Here is a 22,474-nt window from a genome sequence, read left to right as displayed (position 1 = left end):
TTAATCTCCTAAAGTTATTATTTCATATTGATGAGGAACCCTTTTTTCCTCTGGCGGTAATTGCATATAGTTTTCACCATATATTGCAACCAAATAATCTTTATATCTCTTTGGAACTTTAAGAGGAATACCTTCAAATTCTAAAGTAGTGGGCTCTGAAAAATAATCACTCGGTACTATTTCTTTTAGCTTATATGCCCCTGTATAATTTCCAGCAAAAGAAGCAGTCATATCATATTTTGTAATACAATTTTTATAGTATTTTGACCAAGTTGAATATTTTAAAATTTTTTCAATATGGATTACATTTGCTACTGTAATAATCAAACGTTCAAATAAAGGTCTACCATCTTTATCTTGATTTACTATTTTATCAAACTGAGAAAGTTGAACCATCATACGAGAAAATAAATAGTTATATGAATGTATTTTCTTCTTAAAAAATCCAGATGGCATACCATCAATTGGAAAAATATCCAACCAAATTGATTCTTCTGAATGAATATTACTACTTGTCATAATAATCTTTGTAGATAAATCACGAACTGCTGCAAAAGCTTTCGTATAATCTTTCGTTAGCTCTTCTGAAACAATTGAGTATGGATATTGTAATTCCTCACTTGCTACTTTCAAAAACTTCTCATAGTCTTTTCTAGGCATGCCAATATCAATGTCATCATCCCAAGGAATAAAACCCTGATGCCTTACTGCACCTAATAATGTTCCCCCTAATGCATAATATTGAATGTCATACTTTTGACAAATTAAGATTACATTTTTGAGCAAATCTAATTCTTTTTGCTGTATTATTGAAATATTACTCATCTCTTTACTCTTTTTACTTTCCATAAATTAAGTTCAATTGTCTTTTTATCAACTTTGTTGAAAAGATTTTAATAATTGGATATTTTTGCTCTAAATAAATCAGCTTTGATAATTTTCTAGCTTCGGATAAGTCATATTTATAATGGGAGTACTCTAATGCTTGGAAAGTATCTTTCAATAATTCTTTGTCATCATCTGACATATAACAAATAATCCATTGTAAATCTAAAAGTTGTTTCAGTGTTCTGCTGACTACTTGAATTAAATCAGATTCATAATAGATAGTGTCGTAGAACTCTAAAATACTTTTCAAAACTTTCAAATGGTGTTTCGCATTCTTAATATAGGAATTAATATTAACACTTTGATTTGCTCGTCCCAATAAATATTGATAAACATTCAACGGATAATATATCCATGATTGTACATATTTTAAAGGAAAAATTGTGTATTGAATATCAACATAGAAAATCCCTTCAGATAAGCTAATATGATTATCTCTTAGAATAGCTGTCTTATATGTGATACTATGCATAGGAACACGTTGATTTGGTATACCACTTTGAACTTGATTAGCTTTCTCAATAGCAATAGGTTGTACCAAATTTGTCTTATGATCAAGTACATATTGTTCAGTATAATCTGTAATAATCATATCTTGATCTGCCTGCCCCAACTTGTCTAATAGACTCTCAAAAGCCAACTTATCAACCCAATCATCTCCATCAATTACTTTAAAATACTTTCCAGTTGCTTCTTGCAATCCTCTATTAATTGTAGAACCGTGACCTCCATTTTCTTTATTAATAACTCTAATGTTATCAAAAGGATGACTTGCAATTAACTTCTCAGCGATATCTACAGTTTCGTCTACACTTCCATCATTTACGATAAGAACTTCAAATTGTCCTTGATAATTTTCAGCAACATATTTGAATGATTCAATTAATTTTCCAATGTACCGTTCAATGTTATATGCAGGAACAACTACTGTAAGTGAATATTTATTTTCCATGTTTACCTCTAAAACCTTCTTGGGATATTTGTAAAAAATTCAAATATATTACTTGTAAAAATCTGCCAATAGGAATAATCTAATAATTCATGTGGTCTAAAATTAAGATTGTAAATTAATCCAACAATCATACTTACAATACATATAATGATAAAAAAGAGTTGAATATTTTTATTATTAAACCCAAGACCTCTTACATCTGTAGAAAACATCATTAATAATGCAATAATCAAATATGGAAACAGAATAAAAATATGTCTGTCCCATAGATTATAGTAAGGTATCATGCCAACGTTAAGGAGAGAGAAAAAATAGCCCAAATTAATAAAAGAATAGAACTTTTCATTTATACTAGCCTCATTTTTTTGATAAAAATTATTGATAATAATATATAAAAATGACAAAAAAGTTCCAGTGTAAATTTTTAAATAAATTTTAAAACCAAAAAATTCTAAAAATGCATCTGGTCTAGTATAACTGATAATTTTTTGTGAAATTAAATTAATCACTCCTATATTTGTATAATTTGCCAACAATGGAATAAATGTTACTCCAATAGGAAAAAGTAAGATTATTGGAAGTGCCACGGCCAGTTTAGATTTCTTTATAACTGGATATAACAATCTTAATATAATATAAATTAACGCTGAGGTATGTATGAAATAAGGAATTAAATACCATAACAAGAACGGGCTAAAACTGAAATTTCTTTTACTATCTTCATAAAATAAAAGAAGTAAGATAGCAACAACAAGACAATATCTCATCCCACTAATAGTATAGCGATAATTATTTAATATAAATACTGTCAAAAATGCTAACAAAAAATTTAATTGACTAATAAGTTTATTTTTATATAAATCAACAACAGGATATAGTAGACAAAAATATGTAAAAAAAGCAACGATTGCACTGCTAAGTGTTAATATCCTAGTTTTCGAAATAAAGTACAAAAATACACCAAATAAAGGGTAATCTGAATAATCATATCGAAAAATTTGTACAGTATGTCCCATCATAGCTTTCCAAAAATCTTGAAGATTTGTATATCTTGCAAAATTGATAATACTCGCATAATGAAAACTCGAATCATCATGTCCATCTGTTAAATATCTCAATATAACAATCGAAAGGCTAAGCGCAAAAAAAGTCAGAAATACCTTACTTTTTTTCCTATCAAGAACCATAAAAGTAAAACTTAATGGAGCACTCAAAACTGGAAAGCAACAAAAAAGTAGCCCATACAATATAATTACTGTTAGTATAAGTCTATCCTCCTACATTTATTATTTATATCGTTTTAGCAAATAGTCTTTATTTAACTCTAAAAACTCTTACCATATTTTTTCCCTAGGAACTTAGCTTCTAGGAATGATTTCCCTTTATTCCAAAGATTAACATTTTCCATATACATGAAGGGAACTTCTTTGATAGTTACATCTTCTTTCTTTAACCATACATTAAACAAACGCTCACTCACGCGTCCAAATAATCGTGCATCAAATGCTGAGTAACCACTAATATCTAAACATTTATAAAGTTCATCTATAATTGGAAAAAGCCATGAACAGTAAGTATCGACTAGCTCTTTTTTCATAATAAACATATTGAACATGTAGCCACTACGTTGTTTCATTACATCGTCAAAACTCTCTAAATAATCTGGCGACAACTCTTTAACAATTTTTCGTGTCAGATCTAGATGGTTTGAGTCATGTGTATGAGCATAATGTGAGTAAAGTGTCTCAATATAATACTTACGTTTCTTAGGAACTATGACATCTGCTTCGTTCAATAATTTGTCAATATCGTTTTGGGACAAAACGACATCGTCAATTTTAATGTTTTCATTATAAGATTGACTCTTCTTTGTAAAATATCTACGATAGTGCACTAGACCTAAATAATCACAATCAAGATTTTTCCAAGCCCAGTACAAACCCGTCAACTCACAGTAGTAAGGATTGAGGTTTGAAATATTGTCACCAGTATTATCACCGACATATCCCAAATCATCCTTACCTTCTCGTCCAACATGAACAGGAAGGTAAAGTTCAGAATCTTTAGGCATTCGAAATTTCTTATGCGTTGCAATAATCAGTTTAACGTTTTTCAAGGATATCTCCCCTTATTTCACTTCACTTCTCACACATTGTAGTGCTGCTGCAATGACTTGGTGCATGTCATAGTAGCGATATTGTCCAAGACGTCCACCAAAGATAACGTTCCCTTGTTTTTCAGCCAACTTTTTGTATTCCTTATAGAGGTGGTTGTTACGATCGTTGTTGACTGGATAGTAAGGTTCATCACCTTTCTCCCATGTTTTAGAATGTTCTTTGGTAATGATAGTCTTTTCTTGTGTACCAAATTCAAAATGTTTGTGTTCAATAATACGTGTGTAAGGTGTCTTCGAGTCTGTATAGTTAACAACTGCATTTCCTTGATAGTTATCTGTATCAAGAGTCTCGGTTTCAAATCGCAGACTACGATATTCCAACTCACCTAATTGATAATCAAAGAATTGGTCAATCATACCTGTAAAGACAATTTTAGGAAAATCTTGCAAATACTGTTCCTTGTTTTCAAAGAAATCAACACCAGTCTCAACATCAATATTATCATGCGCCAACATTTTTTCAACAATTTGCGTGTAGCCTCCAATCGGAATACCTTGATAGGTATCATTGAAATAGTTATTATCATATGTCAATCGCACTGGTAAACGGCGGATGATGAAAGATGGCAATTCCGTACAAGGTTTACCCCATTGTTTTTCTGTGTAATCTTTAATCAGTTTTTCATAGATATCTGTACCAACTAATGAGATGGCTTGTTCTTCCAAATTTTCAGGTATTTTACCATTTAGAACTGCACGCTGTTCTTCAATTTTAGCTTGTGCTTCTTGAGGTGTGACAACTCCCCAAAGTTTGTTAAAGGTATTCATATTAAAAGGCAGATTATAAATTTCGCCTTTGTAGTTTGCAATTGGTGAATTAGTGTAGCGGTTAAATTCTGCAAATTGTTGAATATAGTCCCAAATTTCCTTATCAGATGTGTGGAAAATATGTGCACCATACTCATGCACCTGAATACCTTCAACTTCTTTGGTGAAAATATTACCAGCAATATGATTACGCTTTTCAATAACCTTTATTTTTTTTCCTTTTCTAGCCGCTTCATGTGCAAAGATTGCGCCAAACAACCCTGAACCAACAACTAAATAATCATAATTTGACATGTCATTCTCCTATTTTTTTACATATCTCACTAAGTACATAGTAAAATCTTCTTTTAAGAATAAATTTATAATTCCGTAAATCGTACCAAAAACTGTTGCTGAAATCAACAGTACTAGAAAATCTGACATCCCCTTAAACACCATACTAACGGTCAAAGAAACAATGGAAGCTAAAAGAGTTGCCAATAAATTTTTGTAAATTTTAATGTCCGAAATAATTAAACTTAGGAAATCTCGCAACACATAAATTTGATATATTGTTACAAACAACTCTGCAACTAATGTACCAAATGCTGCACCTGAAGCACCAAATTTAGGAATACAAATAGCGTTTACAATTAAGTTGATAACTGCTCCAAAACTAACAGACTTTAAGACGTCGTTCTCTCTATCCATTGGTACTAGTATTTGAATACCTAGTAAATTTGAAATACCAATTAGAAATAAGGTTGGCATAATAATCTGCATAGGCACAATTGAACCAGTATAAGCATTACCAGATAAGAAATAAATACCTTCTTTTGCAAACAGAGTAAAGTAGACCCACAAAGGAATAGAAATAAAACAGACAAACTGCAACGATCGTACTGTCAAAATTTTAAAGTCTTTATCCCTACCTTCTTTAATATAAAATGATAATCTCGGTAATAACACTGCTCCCATAGAGGTTACTAAGCTTACGAGAATCGTTTTAATTTTAACGGCAGCATTGTAATAACCTACCGCTTCATCTCCCTTCATGAAACCAAGCATAACAGAATCGAGATTGGTATAAATGGTTGTTGCCACAGTCATCATAAAAAAACTAAATATTGGTTTGATGTGTTGAGATAAGTTCAGGTTAGAATACCACTTAAGATGCAAAAACTTTCTTAAATTGATAAAATTAAAAAAATTTGATCCCACACTAGCTAGAATCGTAATTGCCCCATAAATGACATAATCACTCCTTTGATGAACCAAAAGAAACATCAGGATAAGCGAAATAAATTTTAATATAATAGACCTAATGGTAATGTATGAATACTGTTCTAGTGCTTTGTATAGCCACTCACAACCTATTAGATTAAATACCAACATAGCAATATTAATCATAAATAGAGTTTTATCTTGAGTCATACGAGGTACCAAAAAAATAGCCAATACGTAGGTAATCAGCGATAACGTCATTGCTATGGTGTTGATAACCATAATTTCTTGTACTGTCTTGGATAATTTTTCTTTGTTATCTCTAACCTTCGCACAAGCTCTAATCCCATAGGTGGGAATCCCTAACATCCCAACCATAGCAAAATAAGAAACAATTGATGTTGCGAAGGCAACCTTTCCTGTTCCTACTGGCAATAAGACACGAGAAACATAAGGGAAAGTTATTAAAGGAAAAATAAAATTAGATATTGTTAGAATGAAATTCATAACAATATTTAACTTAATTGAATTATTATTTCGAAAATGATTTTTATTTAACATATTCACTTTGCTTACATCATTTTAAAACTTTTAAAAAGTCTCGATTATATCGTTAGTGCGCTCCTTCCCGCGTAAATACTTTTTTTATCGTCAAAAAGAAAATTTTTAAATCTAAAACCAAAGACTGATTTCTAGGATAATAAAGCTCAAGTTCACAACGTTCTGGATAAAACACCTCGCTTCGGCCAGAAACTTGCCACCAACCAGTAGCGCCTGGCTTAACAGACAATAATATTTTCTGTTCTTCGGCAGTGTACTCTTCCAACTCTTTATCAAGAATTGGCCTTGGTCCAATAAAACTCATATCACCTTTTAGAATATTTACGAATTGTGGAAATTCATCGATGCTAGTTTTACGAATAAAGTTACCAATACTTGTCAACCGTGGATCTTCATTGGCTGGCAATTTATAACTATTTTGAATATATTTTTTATACAATTCCTCATCTGACTTTAGTACTTCTTCAGCATTTTCCACCATAGACCTAAACTTAATAATCTTAAATTTTTTTCCATACTGACCATTTCTCACTTGTGTGAAAAATATACTCCCTTTGTATCCCTTCATTTTATAAACAACGAAGATTATAAAAGAAATTGGAAAGACCAACACTACAGTCCCTATGAGTCCAATAATAATATCCAGAAATCTTTTGATAGTATGATAAAGAATATTATTGTTTGTCTTCACCTTATAAAACTCCCATTTTAGCTTTTCTTATTTTATTTAGATTTTTTACCATAGTTGCCATAGTCTCCATAGCTACCGTATGCCCCATAGCGTTCAAGAGTATTGTTCACCTTGTTTAGAATTATCCCTAGGAACTGTGTTCCACTTTGTTCCATTTGTTCGACAGCTTTTTGAACAAACCTGCGCTTAATAGCACCCGCTTCAGTGACCAAAATACTGGCATCTGCATTGTTTGCGATAATAGCCGCATCAATGACCAAACCAATCGGTGGTGTATCAATGATGATATAGTCGTATAGACTACGGACAGTCTCTATCATTTGATGAAAATTGTCGTTTTGCAACAACGATGTCGGGTTAGGTGGTACCTGACCAGCTGGAATAATCATCAGATTAGGCACACTGGTATCACCAATAACATCTGACAACTCTGCATTACCAGAAAGGTAGCTGCTGAGTCCTTGATAACTGCTATCTGCTTTGAAGGTTCCAGACAAAACTGAATTACGCGTATCAGCATCAATCAAAAGAGTGCGAAAACCAGCATTAGCAAAAGAAATAGCAAGATTAACCGAAGTTGTTGATTTCCCTTCACCGGGCTGTACCGATGTAAGCGCTAAAACTCTTAGTTCACGACCACTAAACTGAATGTTTGTTCGGATGGAGTTGTAATACTCCTCTGCCTGATGCATTGTCTGAGCTTTAGCCCTCACAAGTTCAAATTGTGACATTAATTTATCTCCTCTCTACATCTTACTCATATCTGGCACGATACCAAGCAAAGTCAAACCTAAAACTTCCTCAACATCTTCTGCACGACGGACACGATCATCCAAGATTTCGCCAAGCAAGACACCTACTACAGCCAAGAATGCTCCTACTAATGCCCCCAATACAGCATTACGCTTGATGTTTGGTGAGGAAGGTTTATCAGGAACTTCTGCTTCTTCAAGTGTTGTCACATCCTGCACTTTGGTAACGGTTTTGATTTTCTCAGAGGATACCTTTCGAATGCTGTTAGCCAATTTTGCTGCTTCCTTGGGATCTTGATTTTCAACTGAAATGGCAATTAAGCGTGTGTCAGTTGGGATTGACACTGAAACCATTTTTGATAACTGTTGTGTTGAAAGATTTGACTTTGCATCAGTAATGACATCTGATAAAACTTCGGGGGAATTGATAATTTCTTTATAGTCATTGACCAAATATGAACCAGCCTGAAGGTCTTGGTTAAGGTTTGAATCTCCAGATTGATTAACTACATAAATCCGTGTTGTTGCAGTGTAAGATGGTTTAAGTATAAAAATACTTCCTAATAGAGACAGTGTTCCCAAAAATAAGGTAACAAAAATAATTAAGAATTTCTTGCTCCAAAGTTTTTTCAAGAGTTGAAGGACGTCAATTTCAATACTTGCATTGTCTTTCGTGTTCATAGTTTCTCCTATTTACAGATAATTATTTTCTAACAAAGTTTGAGGGTTATTTTTAAAAAGATTATGGGCGCGTTTTTTGCCAAATTCTTTAAAAATGATCTGATAAGCTTCTTTCATGTAAGGTTTGCGCTCACCAGTATTGTGCATATCACTTGCGACACAATGAACCAAATCTTCTTCTAAAAAGTAGCGTGCACGCTTTTTAAAAACCTTATACTTGTCTCCAAAAAGTTTTGGTTTAAGCACATGCGAACTATTGATTTGAGTATAACATCCCATATCAATCAATTCTTTGACACGTTCTTTGTTAGATTCCAGAGCATTATAGCGCTCAATGTGCGCAACTATGGGGGTCACGCCCTGCATCAACACTTGACTGAGTCCTGTATGAATTTCTTTCCAAGGTGTTGTCATACTAAATTCAACCAAAGCAAAGCGTGTCCCATTCATCCGAGGTACTTGGTTTTTAGATAATTTTTCTGGGATATCATTGCTGTAGTAGAGTTCCCCACCAAAGCAGAGTGTTAGATCATCATAGATTTTTTCGACTTCTTCTTTGACGACTGAAAAATTTGCAAAAATCTTTTCTTCTGGCGTTTCAAACATCCCTTTTCGTCTATGTGATGTTGAGACAATCGTTCTGACCCCCTGTGAGTAACTCTCTTTAATAAGGGCTAGACTCTCCTCTAGTGTGTCTGGACCATCGTCAACGTCAAAAATAATGTGCGAATGAATATCAATCATACTTATTTTCCTTCTATCGTATCCTTGATAGCCTGTGAAGCCGTTGCGACACTGGCTTGATCAAGTTGCATCATATATAGACTAGCTGTCGGCATTGCGTATGAAGTTAATTGACCTGTTGAGCCTGTTCCGGTCACAGCTTGTGAGGTTACAGTAAACTTACTTCCAGATGATAACTGAGTGTTAGCCAAACTCATCATTGCATCTAGTGGCATGTTGGTTTGGACAGAATCTTGTAAGCCATTGATAATAGCTGAGAAGTTAGAAATTGAATTTAGCGAAGCTAACTTGTTCACAAGGGCAGCAATGACCTTTTCTTGATTCTTGCCGCGATCATTATCTCCACCTTGTAGTGAGTAACGTTCTCGAACAAAAGCTAAAGCCTCTTCCCCTGTCTTCAGAGTAATATTCCCAACCTCAAATGAGAATTTATTGTTTGTATAACTTGTGAAGGCTTGGTCATTATAAACTTCAACACCACCTACAAGATCTATTAACTTTAAGAATGTTGTGAAATTGATACGTGCATAATAATCAATATCAATACCATAAAGATTTTCGAGTGTCTTCTCAGAAGTTTCGACACCATAAATCCCTGCGTGTGTGAGTTTATCATACTGATCGCCTCCACCATCTGGAATTTTAACATATGAATCCCGTGGGGTCGTTGTCAATAGAATCTTATGAGTATTCATATTTACAGTCATAATGATATTGACATCTGATCGAGATACTGTAGAGATTGAGCCATAGGTATCAATCCCACTAATGTAAATATTGAAAGAGTCAGCATTTGCCTGTTTGGCATCAGTCGTCACTTTCTTAGTTATTTTGTAAGTGTAAAGAGTTTTTAGTGATGAGGCGTAGTCGGGATAGTTCATCTCTAAAAGACTTGAGTAAGCACTGTTGAGAACCATAGCCTGACTGCTGCCATTTTTCAAGTTTTCATAGGCCACTTGATAGGAATCTACAGATTCTGGTGTCAATTCCAAACCTTTGTCTGTACGAATTTGTGTCATTAACTCATCAATGTTATTCTTGTCAGCTCCTGTGGGTGCTTGCAAGCTTGTTACTTCTGAAAGATCATTTAGCGAACTATCGGCTAATGTGACAACACTCATCTCAACTTCTGAATAGGAAGCAGTCTCATTAAATTTACTAGTAACATCAATAGCCGATTTAAATCCAAAAAGTGTCACACCTGTCAAAATTGTGAAAAAAACCAGGACGATTCCAGTTAGAACCTTAGCTTTCTTGAATATGATTGCGAGAAGGCTCAAGATAAAGATAGCAACCAAAACTCCTGTATAAATAACATTGATGTTATGGAAGGCCAGAAAGTTGTACCGATAAGTCATATAGACAACAACTCCCCCTAAAACTGTGAAGAGTGCTAACAAGGCAAGATTGACAATCATGGCAGTGGTAGATACTTTACCCGACTTCTTTCGACTTTGTGAACGTTTGGTCATTACAGTCTCCATTTCTTAAATATATCTTAATCCACAGTATAATATACCATTTAACTTACATTTTTTCAATTCCTTAAAAATTCTTACAGTTTTCTTAATTTTTTAAACAATTGTCAAAAGCCCTTAAAATCAGTATTTCATGATAAGTTAGAAACTTTCTGGCAGTCTTTGTTACATTTCCATGACAAATGTAATTTCTTCTTTTTTATCAAAAGGGTTCTAAAAGCTTGCCACAATTGGCATTTTGAGCTAAACTAATGCTATGAGAATCCAACAATTACACTACATTATAAAAATCGTTGAAACAGGAAGTATGAATGAAGCTGCCAAACAGCTGTTTATCACTCAACCTAGTCTTTCTAATGCCGTTCGTGACCTTGAGCGAGAGATGGGAATTGAGATATTTATTCGTAATCCTAAGGGAATCACTCTCACCAAGGATGGTGTTGAATTTTTATCCTACGCTCGTCAAATCATCGAGCAAACAGCACTTCTGGAGGAGCGTTATAAGAGTAAGACGACTACGCGCGAACTTTTCAGCGTATCGGCTCAGCACTATGCTTTTGTTGTCAACGCCTTTGTTTCCTTGTTACAAGGAACTGATATGTCTCAGTATGAGCTTTTTTTGCGTGAGACACGAACCTACGAAATTATTGATGACGTCAAAAACTTTCGTTCAGAAATCGGAGTTCTCTTTTTAAACAGTTATAATCGCGATGTCCTAACTAAGTTGTTCGATGATAGTCATTTAACCTACACGAGTTTATTTAGGGCACGTCCTCATATTTTTGTCAGCAAATTTAATCCTTTAGCTGATCGTCAGATGGTTTCGCTTGAAGACTTGGAAGATTTTCCTTATTTGAGTTACGATCAAGGGATTCACAATTCTTTCTACTTTTCAGAAGAAATTATGTCCCAGATTCCTCACAAAAAGTCTATTGTCGTGAGCGATCGCGCAACTTTGTTCAATCTTTTGATTGGACTGGATGGGTACACAACTGCAACCGGCATCCTCAATAGCAACCTCAACGGCGACAATATCGTGTCTATCCCACTTGATGTTGAAGATATGATTGATATTGTCTATATCCGTCATGAAAAAGCCAATCTTTCTAAGATGGGAGAACGCTTTATTGAATACTTACTTGAAGAGGTTAAATTCGATGCCGACTAATCTAATCCTCCTTGAAACTCGAAACCTTACCTGACTGGCTTGTTTTGAAAAAAATTAAGTCATTTTCAATATATAAGCGCCACTCCAACTAAATTGGAATGGCGCTTTTTGTAGGGATGTAAAGTCTCTTGTGTAGGCATGCTATAATATAGTAAAATGAAACAAAAACAGTACATTTTGTGATATAATGTATTTATGGCATATTCATTAGATTTTCGTAAAAAAGTTCTCGCATACTGTGAGAAAACCGGCAGTATTACTGAAGCATCTGTTGTTTTCGATATTTCACGCAACACCATCTATCAATGGCTAAAATTAATGGAGACTACTGGCGAACTTCATCACCAAGTTAAGGGAACCAAACCAAGAAAAATTGATAGAGAAAAATTAAAGAACTATCTTGAAGCTCATCCAGATGCTTTTTTGACTGAAATAGCTTCTGAATTTGGCTGTCATCCAACAGCTATTCATTACGCTCTCAAAGCTATGGGATATACTCGAAAAAAAAGAGCTGTACCTACTATGAACAAGACCCTGAGAAAGTAAATGAGTTCCTTAAAGAATTTAATAACTTAAGTCACCAGACACCTGTTTATATTGATGAGACAGGGTTTGAGACATATTTTCATCGAGAATATGGTCGCTCTTTGAAAGGTCAGTTGATCACGGGTCAGGTCTCTGGAAGAAGATTCCAGCGGATATCTTTAGTCGCAGGTCTTATAAACGGTGAGCTTATAGCCCCAATGACCTACAAAGAAACCATGACTAGTGACTTTTTCGAAGCTTGGTTTAAAACATTCTTACTGCCCACTTTAGATAGACCATCTGTTATCATTATGGACAATGCAAGGTTTCATCGGATGAGTAAGCTAAAAGAGTTATGCAAGGAGCAGGGTCATAGACTTTTACCACTTCCTCCTTACTCACCTGAGTATAATCCCATTGAGAAAGCATGGGCTCAAATCAAAAAACACCTCAGAAAAGTATTGCCAAATTGCGATACTTTTCTTGAGGCACTTTTGTCCTGTCCTTGTTTCAATTAACTATAACTTTCTGTTTATGTTAGATTGTTAAAAATGATCAATAGCTAGATTCTCTTTGATGATAGCATTAACTCTGTCAAAATAAAAGTGTTTCCGATCGTAATGTATTCCAGCAAAGATTGCCAAATCTATGATTTTATTTAGAAAAGCCTGAGATGAGAAGTTTGTTGTCCGATGCAATTCCTCTTCGTCAAAGGGTTTGATAAGGTGAGCAAGTGGATTGCGAACAGATTTTTCAAAGTCTCTAAGTTCCAAAATTAATTTCTTAATAGGTTTAGGAAGGCTAGTAAATTGTAAGAAATCAGCCAAGCTTTTTGAGGTCACTTTGCCATCACGGCGAATTTTAAGGTAGTCATTAAAAATTTGGTAGTTACTCTGTTTCATTTTCAAGAAAAGCCATGTGTCATATTGATCATTTTTGGCATCATGAATAAATTGTCTGATATCTGGTACTTCTTTTTGCACTAAGCGAAAAAATAATCTGTACAAGATAGGACTGACCGAGCGGACAAAGTCTATGATTTCTCCATTTTTGACCTTGGCTTCAAGATCAAAGATATAATTGGCTAAAAGTTCTTCCTCATAGGCGTTAGAAATCAGCTCAAAGTTGTAAAAGTCTTTGATCGTTTGATTTTCTAACCTATGTTTAAAAACAAAGTCAATGTTCAACTCTCTGCGCTCTTTCAGCATTTCCAGAAGATAAAGGCTCTGCTCAGGAAAATTTGGAACTTGCTCTGCGATTTTCCAAGCGTGATTATAAGCATAGACATCCAAGAGGATGTCTATGTGTTCATAGTTGTGAGACATCAGTCAGCGATGAGCGTTTCTAGCCCAACTGTCATCATATCGGTGAAAGTTGTTTGACGTTCTTCGGCAGTTGTATCCTCTTCTGGGTGGACAAGACTGTCAGAGATAGTCATAATACCAAGTGCTTGAACATGATGTTGGGCTGCAAGATAGTAAAGGGCGGCAGCTTCCATTTCAATGGCTTTCACACCAAGAGTTCCTAGTTTCATGTTACGTTCTGGCATATTGGAGTAAAAAACATCAGATGACAGGACGCTACCGACATGTGTTGTCATCCCTAGTTTTTTGGCAATGTGGTAGGCAGTATCCAAAAGTTTGAAATCCGCAATTTGTGGAAAATCATATTCTGGGAAATCATTTCGAATGATGTTTGAATTCGTTGCTGCAGCTTGGGCAAGAACCAGTTCACGCACATGGACATCTGGATCAATAGAACCTGCCGTTCCGACACGGATTAATTTGTTAACACCATAGTCAACAATCAACTCACGCGCATAAATAGAGATGGATGGCATTCCCATACCTGTTCCCATCACAGAAACACGGTGACCTTTATAAGTTCCTGTATAGCCAAGCATCCCCCGAACATTGTTAAAGCATACGGCATCCTCAAGGAAGTTTTCTGCGATAAATTTGGCACGTAAGGGGTCTCCTGGAAGTAAAATCTTATCTGCGATTTCGCCTTGTTTGGCTTCGATATGAATTGACATAATAGTTCCTTTCAATGTGTTCAATAATCGTTTTTGTAGCAAAGGCTACGATGACTGCAAGAAGTAAAATTGGAAGAGCAGTGAAAGATTGTCCCGTAAACGACACAACCAAGCCAACAGCTGTTAAGGGAGCATTCATGGTAATGGCTAAAAAGATACTTGAGCCAATTAACATAGCCGAAATTAGCGATAACTCTGGAAAAGCAACCTGACACAGCACTGCAATCAAGAATCCTAGGACGGTGCCTATTGAAAATGATGGTGTCAGAGTACCTCCGTAAGCCCCATTTTTCAGCGTCAGCAAAACAAGTACAGCTTTAATAACCACGCAAGCTAAGGCATACCACACACCCATCCCATCAAAAACAGCTTGTGCTAAAACTCCGCCATTTCCCAAAATCTCCGGAAAATAGAGAGAAAAACATGCAAGAAGTAAAAAGGTTAGGGGAAGTTTCCACAAAATGCTTTTAGTCGTTACTTTGCTAGCTTGGGCTTTTTGGGTGAGGTGGCGAAATAGCTGCGCTAAGGGGGTGATAAGAATGGCTAGAAGCACTGCAAGACCGCATGTTTTAGCATCAAGCACGACTTGTCCCGATTGATAAAGTGGTGTGTCTGGAATAACCGTTCCCGCAATGAGACTAGCTAGAATCACTGTGCCTGAAACTGAAATAAGGTTCAAAAATGATAGCCCTAAACCGAGTATTTCAAAAGCAAAAAAGATACTGGCAATCGGTACCTGATAGACAGCTGCCAACCCTGCTGATGCCCCACAAACAATAGCAAGCCTCCGGTCTTTCAAAGTCAATGTCATTCGGTCAGAAATACGACCTGCTCCTAAAGCTCCAAGTTCTCGTGGCGCGCCTTCTTTACCGATAGGTGAACCAGCTCCGACTGAAGCCACTTGAAGAAAAATATGTATCAAGTGTATCCAAAGTATCGGACGTTTGCTGTCATCAGTAGCTTTTAGCTGTGATTTGATTGAGATAATTTGACGATTTTTATTTTGTAAAATAAACCAAATAAATGCTGAAATGATACCAGCTAATAGTATGATGGTAAATTGTAGGTTTGTTACAGGTTGCTCGCCTGTACTTTTCCCATGACCAAAAATCATCCCTTCAACCAATTCTAGTAAGTCATGAAGTAAAATGCCACCTACTCCTGCTACTATACTAGTTAAAAGGAGTGTAATGCTAAAACGTAACCAGTAAGCCCTCTTTTTAAATTGTTTATTCTGTGAAAGCATCTAAAAATTGTTCTAAAACATGATTCATTTCTGAATAATCGTAGGCTAAAATATCATGTTTAGCTTGAAGATATGAATGCGTCTTAACTTGTTCATCATAATCAACCTCTTCTGCCAAAAGTGCTTCAACTATGGGTTTTGAAAACTCTAAATGGCATTGAAAAGCATAGTGTTTATCACTGTATTTGACAATCTGCCTCGGGCAGCCTTGACTGACCGCTAGTACCTCACTCGTCTCAGTCAAACCAGGCATATCACCGTGCCAATGACCGACTGTCAGACCTTGTCCAAATGTTTTTAGTCGCTCATCTGCCAATCCAGAGCCAGTAAGAACAATCGAAAAGTTGCCAATTTCTTTTTCAGGACTATGTTCAACTTTTGCGCCATAGGCTTCGCCCAATAGCTGAGCTCCCAAGCAAACTCCAATGATAGGTTTATCCGCCGTGATAAATTCTTGTATCAAAGCAATCTCAGCTGCTGCATCAAAATAAGGGCATTCAGCAAGTGTCGTCCTAGGGCTTTGTGGACCACCCATAACAATTAACATGTCATAAGCGGAAGAATCCTTTGGCAAACTCTCTCCCTCATAAAGCTTGGTTAGGCTAAGTTCATGACTACGGTTCCTACCCCACTCCCAGTAGGCTCCAGGTGCTTCAAAAACTTCGTGTACGATAAAATGAATCTTCATCAGAACTCCTAGTATTTCAATACTATTTTTTAGTGTCAGACTATAAAGCTGCTAAAATGTCTTTTACAAGGCGCTTAAAATCTTCTTTGATTTGCTGAGTAACCGCAACGACTTCTTCATGGTTGAGTTCTGATTGGAAGCCTGCCGCAAAATTGGTGATGGCTGAAATTCCCAAGACCTTAAGGCCTGAATGAGCCGCTACAATGACTTCTGGTACAGTTGACATACCAACCGCGTCTGCACCTAGTGTCTTAAAGGCACGAATTTCTGCTGGTGTTTCATAGCAAGGCCCAGAAACGCCAAGATAAACCCCATCATCTAATTTGATTCCAATCTTATCAGCCACTTCGTGAGCAACTTTGCGATAATCAGCTGTATAAGCATTTGACATATCAGGGAAACGTGGGCCAAATTCATCTAGATTTTGACCAATCAATGGGTTTTGACCAGTCATGTTAATATGATCTGTAATAGCCATCAATGTGCCCGGTCCATATCCAATACCTCCTGCAGCGTTGGTGACAATGGCACCCTGACAGCCTAGAGCCTTCATGACACGGACTGGGAAGGTCACCACTTCCATGGGATTTCCTTCATAGAAATGGAATCGTCCTTGTAGTGCTAAGACCTTGCGGCCTGCCAAATCCCCATAAACCAGCTTTCCAGCATGGCCAACAACGGTTGACTTGCCCCAGTTTGGAATATCGGCATAATCAATGATAATGGCATTTTCGACTTCTTCTGCCAATTCACCCAAACCTGACCCCAAAATCAGGCCAAACTCAGGTTCGGTGAGTCCTTTCTCCACCAAAAAGTCTTTTGTTTCCATAATTTTTTCTAATAGTGACATAAGTGTAGATACCTAGCCCTTCAAGTGTGCAAAGCAAAAATCATCTTTCTTGCATAGCTGATAGGGCGTGTTCAGTTAAACTCTTAACCAAACATTCATTCCTTTCAAAATTTTTGTAATATTGTTCATTTTTCCAACAAGCTTGCTTGAACCTTTTTAGGCAACTTGCTGACAACGAGCTGATAGGAGCTTTTGATTAGTGAAATCAGCAATTCTTCACTAATCTCACCCGAACTCAAATCAATGGAATTCCAATGAACTTTATTGGTGTAATAACCTGGTCGGATAGCTTGATAGGTTGCGCGCAGTTCTTCATTGACCTTGGGTAAATTTTTCAAGGTAATAAAACTTTTTCCATCAGACTTGGTCGACAGCAAACCAAAATACTTGCCTGCAATATCAAAATAGTAACAATCCCAATCTTCACGATAATAAACTTGAGCACCTGCTAGTTTATTCCCTTGAGCTATACAAAATTCAACCATTTCTTCCACTGACATAGTAGCCTCCTTACAAATACTCCGACCAGTCATATTCTGGCATTTTTTCTTGGATAATTTCAAGTGGTCGGCAGAGAAAAGCTGCATCTTCTCTTTCAATAATGGGTCTGTTGAGCAAGGTTGGATTGTCAACCATCAACTGAAGCAGGTCTTCTTCGGAGAATTGGGACTGTTCTTCTAGTGACAATCTGATGAGGGCAGAAGGCCGAACCTCCATTTTAGCCAGAAGTCGCTCCATGTCTGGTCTTGAAAGGGGATTTTCCAGATAATTGACCCAGTCAACTTCAATCTCTTGTCCGGCTAATAGTACTTGTAATTTCTTACATTTGCTGCAAGCAGGGTTGAAATACACTCTCAGTTTTTCCATGATTATACTAAGCTCTGTAGGAATGACACCCCAATCATAGCAGTATCCACACCAAAATTGTCTGCAATTGTGGCCGAGATATCTGCAAAATGTCCTTGTGGAATGACGCCGTTACCAGTAAATGATGGGCTGTAAGCCAGAAGGGGAATGTATTCGCGGGTATGGTCAGTTCCAGCGTAAGTCGGGTCATTACCGTGGTCAGCTGTGATGAGCAGCAAATCATCTTCTTTCATAGCTGCTATGATTTCTGGCAAACGGTTATCAAACTCATGCAAGCAATCACGGTAGCCGTGCGCATTGCGACGATGTCCGTAAAGAGCATCAAAATCTACAAGGTTCGTGAATGAGAAACCATAAGTGAATTCTTCCAACTTCATGGTCTTAATCAAAGTGTCCATACCATGGCTGTTTGATTTGTTGTGCCCCATATCATGGTTAATACCAGCACCATTGAAGATATCGTTGATTTTACCAACAGCATAAGTATCAATACCAGCTTCATTAAGTTTATCTAAAACAGTTGGTGCAAATGGCGAAACAGCCAAGTCACGACGATTAGCTGTACGCGTGAAGTTGCCAGGCGTTCCTACATATGGACGAGCAATAATACGTCCAAGAAGAGCTGGGCGTTCTAAGGTAATGCTGCGTGCATACTCACAAATTCTGTACAATTCATCAAGCGGAATGACATCTTCGTGGGCCGCAATTTGCAAAACTGGGTCAGCTGATGTGTAAATAATCAGCTCACCAGTTTCCATTTGGCGGGGACCAAAGTCATCAATAACCGCTGTTCCTGAGTAAGGTTTGTTAGCTTCACGGATAACTTTGCGTCCTGAAAATGCTTCAATCTTGGTGATGATTTCTTCAGGAAAACCATTCCAGAAGGTATCAAATGGTTCTGTGATATTCAGTCCCATGATTTCCCAGTGGCCTGTCATCGTGTCTTTACCAAGTGAAACTTCCTCTAACTTAGTGGCATAACCTGTTGGATTGCTCTCAGATGGAACAGTTTTCAATGGTGTTTCTCGTGGGATATTTCCCAGACCTATTCTAGCCATATTTGGCACATCAAGACCGACTGTTTTTGAAATGTGTCCCAGTGTATCTGATGCACCATCTGGAACGCTGGCATTGACAAAATTGTTGGCATCTGGCGCAGCACCAATCCCAACAGAATCCAAAACAACGAGGTGAATACGATTAAATTTAGACATTATTTTTCTTTCTAAGGGTGGTTACGGTTAGCACCCAGAACCTATATATGCTTTAGCTTACTTGATATAATCCAAGCACCGCTTGCAACAAACTGCCTATTACTAAAAGTAAGCAAAAAGACTAAGAAATTACTTTTCTAAAACTTGAACGCCATTTTTACCAGCAACGATAACCTTATCAACCATGCCATTAAAAAGACCATGTTCGACAATTCCTGTCATAGCTTTAAGTTCTTGACCAAAGGCAACAGGGTTTTCAATGACACCAAGATCAAGGTCAATGATATAGTTTTTCATATCAGTAACAAAACGCTGACCATCCTTCTCACGAAATGAAGGCTTGTAGCCTTTTGCTGCAAATTCACGGAAGATACGCTCCGCACCATATTGAACCACTTCTACTGGCAATTTAAAAGCGCCAAGTTTTTCAACCATCTTACTCTCATCGACCACCCAAATGTATTCTTTAGTTGGCGTTGCCACGATTTTTTCCATAAGGAGTGCACCGCCGCCGCCTTTAATCCCATTAAAATCTGGATCAACTTCGTCTGCACCGTCAACGGTGATGTCAATACAATCAATTTCGTCAACTGACTTGAGTGGAATACCAAGACTCTCAGCCTGAGCAGTTGTCTGACTTGAGGTCGTCACCCCAATAACATCAAGCCCTTCTTCTTGAACTCGACGTCCAATTTCTGCCACAAAATAATAGGCAGTCGAACCAGTGCCAAGACCAACCGTCATACCATTTTTAACATACTTCGCTGCTGTAACTCCAGCAAGTTTTTTTAGTTCTTCCATTTGTCTCTCCTTGTGAAGCTTGATTATTTTTTCCAATTACATATTATAGCATTTTGAGTTCTTTTTTGAAAACATTTTCCTCCCTCCTTCGTTAGATAGAGGGTTTACTCACTCTTCAATTTCTTGCTTACAAAGTTCTTTTGCGTTACAATAGTCCTATGATTACTAAAGAATTCGATACAATTACTGCTATCGCTACGCCTCTCGGAGAGGGAGCAATTGGTATAATCCGTCTCTCTGGTAGCGATGCGCTAGCCATTACCAAAAAAATCTTCAAAGGAAAAGACCTTAGCAAGGTTTCTTCTCATACTTTAAATTATGGGCATATCGTTGATCCGCAAAATGGTGAAGTCCTTGATGAGGTGATGATTGGTGTCATGTTGGCTCCTAAAACTTTTACACGCGAAGATGTGGTGGAGATTAACACCCACGGTGGTATTGCGGTGACCAATGAAATTTTACAGCTAGTTTTGCGCCAAGGCGCAAGAATGGCAGAGCCGGGTGAGTTTACCAAGCGTTCCTTTCTTAATGGCCGTGTAGATCTGACTCAAGCCGAAGCTGTCATGGACATTATCCGTGCAAAGACAGACAAAGCCATGAATATTGCCGTCAAGCAACTAGATGGATCACTTAAGCAACTGATTGACAACACGCGCCAAGAAATTCTCAATACCTTGGCTCAAGTAGAAGTTAACATTGACTATCCAGAGTACGATGATGTTGAAGAGATGACGACTGCTCTCATGCGTGAGAAGACACAAGAATTTCAGGCTCTTCTGGAAAATCTTCTACGAACAGCTCGCCGTGGTAAGATTTTGCGCGAAGGCCTTTCTACAGCCATTATTGGCCGACCAAACGTTGGTAAATCAAGTCTGCTCAACAACCTTCTTCGTGAAGAAAAAGCCATCGTTACCAACATTGAAGGCACCACTCGTGATATCATCGAAGAATACGTCAATATCAAAGGCGTTCCTCTCAAACTTGTTGATACCGCTGGGATTCGCGAAACAGATGATGTCGTTGAAAGAATTGGTGTTGAACGTTCCAAAAAAGCCCTTAACGAAGCTGACCTTGTGCTACTTGTCCTCAACGCAGCAGAAAAGCTCACTGAACAAGACCGTACTTTGTTAGAACTCAGTCAAAATAGTAACCGCATCATCTTGCTCAATAAGACTGATTTACCAGAAATCATTGAAGTTGATGAGTTGCCTAGTGATGTCATCCGTATTTCTGTTTTGAAAAACCAAAATATTGACCTTATTGAAGAACGTATTAATCAACTCTTTTTTGATAACGCCAACATCATTGAACAGGATGCTACTTACTTATCAAACGCTCGCCACATTTCTCTGATTGAAAAAGCTATTGAAAGCTTGCAAGCTGTGAATGATGGACTAGAATTAGGCATGCCTGTTGATCTTCTTCAAGTAGATCTGACTCGCTGCTGGGAAATCTTGGGAGAAATCACTGGTGATGCCGCACCAGATGAACTTATTACACAACTCTTTAGTCAATTTTGCCTTGGAAAATAAAATAAAACGGAGACTATGACTGTTTCCGTTTTACTTTTTTATAGACGTGGTTATCATGTTTCTGTTGAATAAACCGTTATTTTAACTAACACTCTTGATTCGTTTAGCAGCCTTTTTGCTAAAATTTTTGAGACGTTGTTTTTCCTCCGGCCAAATCTTGGTGACTCTATCAACGGCAATGATAAAAACAATCACCGCTGTATAATCCTTAACATTAGCAATCAGTCCTAGACTTTCCGCAACTATCAGTATGAGGTAAACACTGAATAAAATGGTCCGTTTTGGAAGTGCCATTAAACATTCAATACCTGCTTTATAACCTAGATAAATCTGATGATTGAGACCTTTTGAACGCTGTAAACGTCGATTGAGAAATGCTCTAATACGAGCATAGAACCAATCTGATGTGAAAAAGAGAGATTGAATTGCGATAGCTATCCATTCAACGTTATTGGCATATTTTTCCTCTAAACCTAGTAAACGTGCTACAATATAGGCCCATGCACCGTTATCAATACAAATATAAATTGAAAAATAAACCACTGCCCCTGCAATCAAAATCAAGGGCAGTGCTTTTATGATCGTTAAAAATTTCATTAGCTGCTCCCAATAACTTATATTCTCCGAAATCCAAAACATACTTTCTCAACTCAT

General features: G+C 36.8%; 24 protein-coding genes. 3 read left to right on the top strand and 21 right to left on the bottom strand.

The annotated features are described in order from the left end of the window. The 11 genes from ABZ559_RS04020 to ABZ559_RS03970 all read right to left on the bottom strand — a co-directional run bounded on the left by ABZ559_RS04020 (position 1) and on the right by ABZ559_RS03970 (position 10,888). Positions 1 to 849 carry a LicD family protein gene (locus ABZ559_RS04020; RefSeq protein WP_367007309.1) on the bottom strand — a complete coding sequence of 283 codons (849 nt, stop codon included), beginning with the start codon at positions 847 to 849 and terminating at the stop codon, positions 1 to 3. Then, the gene (locus ABZ559_RS04015; RefSeq protein ID WP_367007308.1) at positions 839 to 1,840 is read right to left on the bottom strand and encodes a glycosyltransferase; all 1,002 of its coding nucleotides are present in this window, start codon (positions 1,838 to 1,840) and stop codon (positions 839 to 841) included. The genes ABZ559_RS04020 and ABZ559_RS04015 overlap by 11 nt, the downstream gene beginning before the upstream one ends. Positions 1,841 to 1,848: 8 nt before the next feature. Next, a complete protein-coding gene (locus ABZ559_RS04010) occupies positions 1,849 to 3,027 on the bottom strand; it encodes a hypothetical protein (protein WP_367007307.1) in 1,179 nt (392 codons plus the stop codon). Positions 3,028 to 3,164: 137 nt separating this feature from the next. After that, positions 3,165 to 3,956 carry a DUF4422 domain-containing protein gene (locus ABZ559_RS04005; RefSeq protein WP_367007306.1) on the bottom strand — a complete coding sequence of 264 codons (792 nt, stop codon included), beginning with the start codon at positions 3,954 to 3,956 and terminating at the stop codon, positions 3,165 to 3,167. A 12-nt stretch (positions 3,957 to 3,968) separates the two neighbouring features. After that, a complete protein-coding gene (gene glf, locus ABZ559_RS04000) occupies positions 3,969 to 5,078 on the bottom strand; it encodes a UDP-galactopyranose mutase (protein WP_367007305.1) in 1,110 nt (369 codons plus the stop codon). A 9-nt stretch (positions 5,079 to 5,087) separates the two neighbouring features. Then, positions 5,088 to 6,548, bottom strand: coding sequence for a flippase (locus ABZ559_RS03995; RefSeq protein WP_367007304.1), 1,461 nt, complete (start codon positions 6,546 to 6,548; stop codon positions 5,088 to 5,090). Positions 6,549 to 6,600: 52 nt separating this feature from the next. Then, a complete protein-coding gene (locus ABZ559_RS03990; protein WP_018374873.1) occupies positions 6,601 to 7,239 on the bottom strand; it encodes a sugar transferase in 639 nt (212 codons plus the stop codon). A gap of 32 nt (positions 7,240 to 7,271) precedes the next feature. Beyond that, on the bottom strand, positions 7,272 to 7,970 hold the full coding sequence (locus tag ABZ559_RS03985; protein WP_018374874.1) for a tyrosine-protein kinase: 699 nt from the start codon (positions 7,968 to 7,970) through the stop codon (positions 7,272 to 7,274). A gap of 15 nt (positions 7,971 to 7,985) precedes the next feature. Then, on the bottom strand, positions 7,986 to 8,672 hold the full coding sequence (locus ABZ559_RS03980) for a Wzz/FepE/Etk N-terminal domain-containing protein (RefSeq protein ID WP_018374875.1): 687 nt from the start codon (positions 8,670 to 8,672) through the stop codon (positions 7,986 to 7,988). Positions 8,673 to 8,684: 12 nt separating this feature from the next. Next, the gene (gene cps4B, locus ABZ559_RS03975) at positions 8,685 to 9,416 is read right to left on the bottom strand and encodes a capsular polysaccharide biosynthesis protein Cps4B (RefSeq protein ID WP_317335497.1); all 732 of its coding nucleotides are present in this window, start codon (positions 9,414 to 9,416) and stop codon (positions 8,685 to 8,687) included. A 2-nt stretch (positions 9,417 to 9,418) separates the two neighbouring features. Further along, a complete protein-coding gene (locus ABZ559_RS03970) occupies positions 9,419 to 10,888 on the bottom strand; it encodes an LCP family protein (RefSeq protein ID WP_018374877.1) in 1,470 nt (489 codons plus the stop codon). 262 nt (positions 10,889 to 11,150) lie between these two features. On the opposite strand from ABZ559_RS03970, the gene ABZ559_RS03965 reads away from it, so the two are divergent. Both ABZ559_RS03965 and ABZ559_RS03960 read left to right on the top strand, forming a co-directional pair. After that, positions 11,151 to 12,062, top strand: coding sequence for a LysR family transcriptional regulator (locus tag ABZ559_RS03965; protein WP_367007303.1), 912 nt, complete (start codon positions 11,151 to 11,153; stop codon positions 12,060 to 12,062). Positions 12,063 to 12,257: 195 nt separating this feature from the next. Continuing rightward, a protein-coding gene (locus ABZ559_RS03960) for an IS630 family transposase (protein ID WP_367007302.1) occupies positions 12,258 to 13,105 on the top strand; the annotation gives its coding sequence in 2 pieces (ribosomal slippage) (positions 12,258 to 12,561 and positions 12,561 to 13,105; 849 coding nt in all). Positions 13,106 to 13,132: 27 nt separating this feature from the next. Here the strand turns inward: ABZ559_RS03960 and ABZ559_RS03955 are convergent. The 9 genes from ABZ559_RS03955 to rpiA form a co-directional block, all read right to left on the bottom strand. Beyond that, entirely contained in the window at positions 13,133 to 13,912 is a 780-nt protein-coding gene (locus ABZ559_RS03955) for a LytR family transcriptional regulator (RefSeq protein ID WP_367007301.1), read from the bottom strand. Continuing rightward, positions 13,912 to 14,622: a purine-nucleoside phosphorylase gene (deoD, locus tag ABZ559_RS03950; protein ID WP_317335667.1), complete on the bottom strand. Its 711-nt coding sequence runs from the start codon at positions 14,620 to 14,622 to the stop codon at positions 13,912 to 13,914. The genes ABZ559_RS03955 and deoD overlap by 1 nt, the downstream gene beginning before the upstream one ends. After that, complete coding sequence (locus ABZ559_RS03945) at positions 14,579 to 15,868, bottom strand: chloride channel protein (RefSeq protein WP_367007300.1); 1,290 nt, start codon at positions 15,866 to 15,868, stop codon at positions 14,579 to 14,581. Before ABZ559_RS03945 ends, deoD begins: the two co-directional genes overlap by 44 nt. Further along, positions 15,852 to 16,556, bottom strand: a complete 705-nt coding sequence (locus tag ABZ559_RS03940) for a gamma-glutamyl-gamma-aminobutyrate hydrolase family protein (RefSeq protein ID WP_367007299.1) — start codon at positions 16,554 to 16,556, stop codon at positions 15,852 to 15,854. Before ABZ559_RS03940 ends, ABZ559_RS03945 begins: the two co-directional genes overlap by 17 nt. A 40-nt stretch (positions 16,557 to 16,596) precedes the next feature. Continuing rightward, a complete protein-coding gene (locus ABZ559_RS03935) occupies positions 16,597 to 17,406 on the bottom strand; it encodes a purine-nucleoside phosphorylase (RefSeq protein ID WP_367007298.1) in 810 nt (269 codons plus the stop codon). Positions 17,407 to 17,531: 125 nt separating this feature from the next. Beyond that, positions 17,532 to 17,906 carry an MmcQ/YjbR family DNA-binding protein gene (locus tag ABZ559_RS03930; RefSeq protein WP_367007297.1) on the bottom strand — a complete coding sequence of 125 codons (375 nt, stop codon included), beginning with the start codon at positions 17,904 to 17,906 and terminating at the stop codon, positions 17,532 to 17,534. Between the two features lie 10 nt (positions 17,907 to 17,916). Then, a complete protein-coding gene (locus tag ABZ559_RS03925; RefSeq protein ID WP_367007296.1) occupies positions 17,917 to 18,273 on the bottom strand; it encodes an ArsC/Spx/MgsR family protein in 357 nt (118 codons plus the stop codon). 2 nt (positions 18,274 to 18,275) lie between these two features. Continuing rightward, the gene (locus tag ABZ559_RS03920) at positions 18,276 to 19,487 is read right to left on the bottom strand and encodes a phosphopentomutase (protein ID WP_367007295.1); all 1,212 of its coding nucleotides are present in this window, start codon (positions 19,485 to 19,487) and stop codon (positions 18,276 to 18,278) included. Between the two features lie 129 nt (positions 19,488 to 19,616). Next, a complete protein-coding gene (gene rpiA, locus ABZ559_RS03915; protein WP_273414715.1) occupies positions 19,617 to 20,288 on the bottom strand; it encodes a ribose-5-phosphate isomerase RpiA in 672 nt (223 codons plus the stop codon). Between the two features lie 158 nt (positions 20,289 to 20,446). Between rpiA and mnmE the strand changes: the two genes are divergently transcribed. After that, positions 20,447 to 21,820 (top strand): tRNA uridine-5-carboxymethylaminomethyl(34) synthesis GTPase MnmE, encoded by a 1,374-nt coding sequence (mnmE, locus tag ABZ559_RS03910; protein ID WP_367007294.1) that lies wholly within the window; start codon positions 20,447 to 20,449, stop codon positions 21,818 to 21,820. An 81-nt stretch (positions 21,821 to 21,901) separates the two neighbouring features. Here the strand turns inward: mnmE and ABZ559_RS03905 are convergent, their stop codons facing one another. Next, complete coding sequence (locus tag ABZ559_RS03905) at positions 21,902 to 22,417, bottom strand: hypothetical protein (protein WP_273414717.1); 516 nt, start codon at positions 22,415 to 22,417, stop codon at positions 21,902 to 21,904. Positions 22,418 to 22,474 lie beyond the last annotated feature (57 nt).

The organism is Streptococcus sp. ZY19097, assembly GCF_040731245.1.
Lineage (GTDB): Bacteria > Bacillota > Bacilli > Lactobacillales > Streptococcaceae > Streptococcus > Streptococcus orisratti.
This window is presented reverse-complemented; position numbering and strand designations above follow the sequence as displayed.

What these genes read in the sequence shown, in the direction of transcription:
- ABZ559_RS04015 (WP_367007308.1), bottom strand. Translation starts at nt 1,840, where the DNA reads ATGGAAAATAAATATTCACTTACAGTAGTTGTTCCTGCATATAACATT.
- ABZ559_RS03920 (WP_367007295.1), bottom strand. Translation starts at nt 19,487, where the DNA reads ATGTCTAAATTTAATCGTATTCACCTCGTTGTTTTGGATTCTGTTGGG.
- ABZ559_RS03940 (WP_367007299.1), bottom strand. Translation starts at nt 16,556, where the DNA reads ATGAAGATTCATTTTATCGTACACGAAGTTTTTGAAGCACCTGGAGCC.
- deoD (WP_317335667.1), bottom strand. Translation starts at nt 14,622, where the DNA reads ATGTCAATTCATATCGAAGCCAAACAAGGCGAAATCGCAGATAAGATT.
- ABZ559_RS03905 (WP_273414717.1), bottom strand. Translation starts at nt 22,417, where the DNA reads ATGAAATTTTTAACGATCATAAAAGCACTGCCCTTGATTTTGATTGCA.
- ABZ559_RS03930 (WP_367007297.1), bottom strand. Translation starts at nt 17,906, where the DNA reads ATGTCAGTGGAAGAAATGGTTGAATTTTGTATAGCTCAAGGGAATAAA.
- ABZ559_RS03970 (WP_018374877.1), bottom strand. Translation starts at nt 10,888, where the DNA reads ATGACCAAACGTTCACAAAGTCGAAAGAAGTCGGGTAAAGTATCTACC.
- ABZ559_RS03945 (WP_367007300.1), bottom strand. Translation starts at nt 15,868, where the DNA reads ATGCTTTCACAGAATAAACAATTTAAAAAGAGGGCTTACTGGTTACGT.
- ABZ559_RS04020 (WP_367007309.1), bottom strand. Translation starts at nt 849, where the DNA reads ATGGAAAGTAAAAAGAGTAAAGAGATGAGTAATATTTCAATAATACAG.
- ABZ559_RS03955 (WP_367007301.1), bottom strand. Translation starts at nt 13,912, where the DNA reads ATGTCTCACAACTATGAACACATAGACATCCTCTTGGATGTCTATGCT.
- rpiA (WP_273414715.1), bottom strand. Translation starts at nt 20,288, where the DNA reads ATGGAAGAACTAAAAAAACTTGCTGGAGTTACAGCAGCGAAGTATGTT.
- mnmE (WP_367007294.1), top strand. Translation starts at nt 20,447, where the DNA reads ATGATTACTAAAGAATTCGATACAATTACTGCTATCGCTACGCCTCTC.
- ABZ559_RS03985 (WP_018374874.1), bottom strand. Translation starts at nt 7,970, where the DNA reads ATGTCACAATTTGAACTTGTGAGGGCTAAAGCTCAGACAATGCATCAG.
- ABZ559_RS03980 (WP_018374875.1), bottom strand. Translation starts at nt 8,672, where the DNA reads ATGAACACGAAAGACAATGCAAGTATTGAAATTGACGTCCTTCAACTC.
- ABZ559_RS03995 (WP_367007304.1), bottom strand. Translation starts at nt 6,548, where the DNA reads ATGTTAAATAAAAATCATTTTCGAAATAATAATTCAATTAAGTTAAAT.
- cps4B (WP_317335497.1), bottom strand. Translation starts at nt 9,416, where the DNA reads ATGATTGATATTCATTCGCACATTATTTTTGACGTTGACGATGGTCCA.
- ABZ559_RS03965 (WP_367007303.1), top strand. Translation starts at nt 11,151, where the DNA reads ATGAGAATCCAACAATTACACTACATTATAAAAATCGTTGAAACAGGA.
- ABZ559_RS04010 (WP_367007307.1), bottom strand. Translation starts at nt 3,027, where the DNA reads ATGGTTCTTGATAGGAAAAAAAGTAAGGTATTTCTGACTTTTTTTGCG.
- ABZ559_RS03935 (WP_367007298.1), bottom strand. Translation starts at nt 17,406, where the DNA reads ATGTCACTATTAGAAAAAATTATGGAAACAAAAGACTTTTTGGTGGAG.
- ABZ559_RS03925 (WP_367007296.1), bottom strand. Translation starts at nt 18,273, where the DNA reads ATGGAAAAACTGAGAGTGTATTTCAACCCTGCTTGCAGCAAATGTAAG.
- glf (WP_367007305.1), bottom strand. Translation starts at nt 5,078, where the DNA reads ATGTCAAATTATGATTATTTAGTTGTTGGTTCAGGGTTGTTTGGCGCA.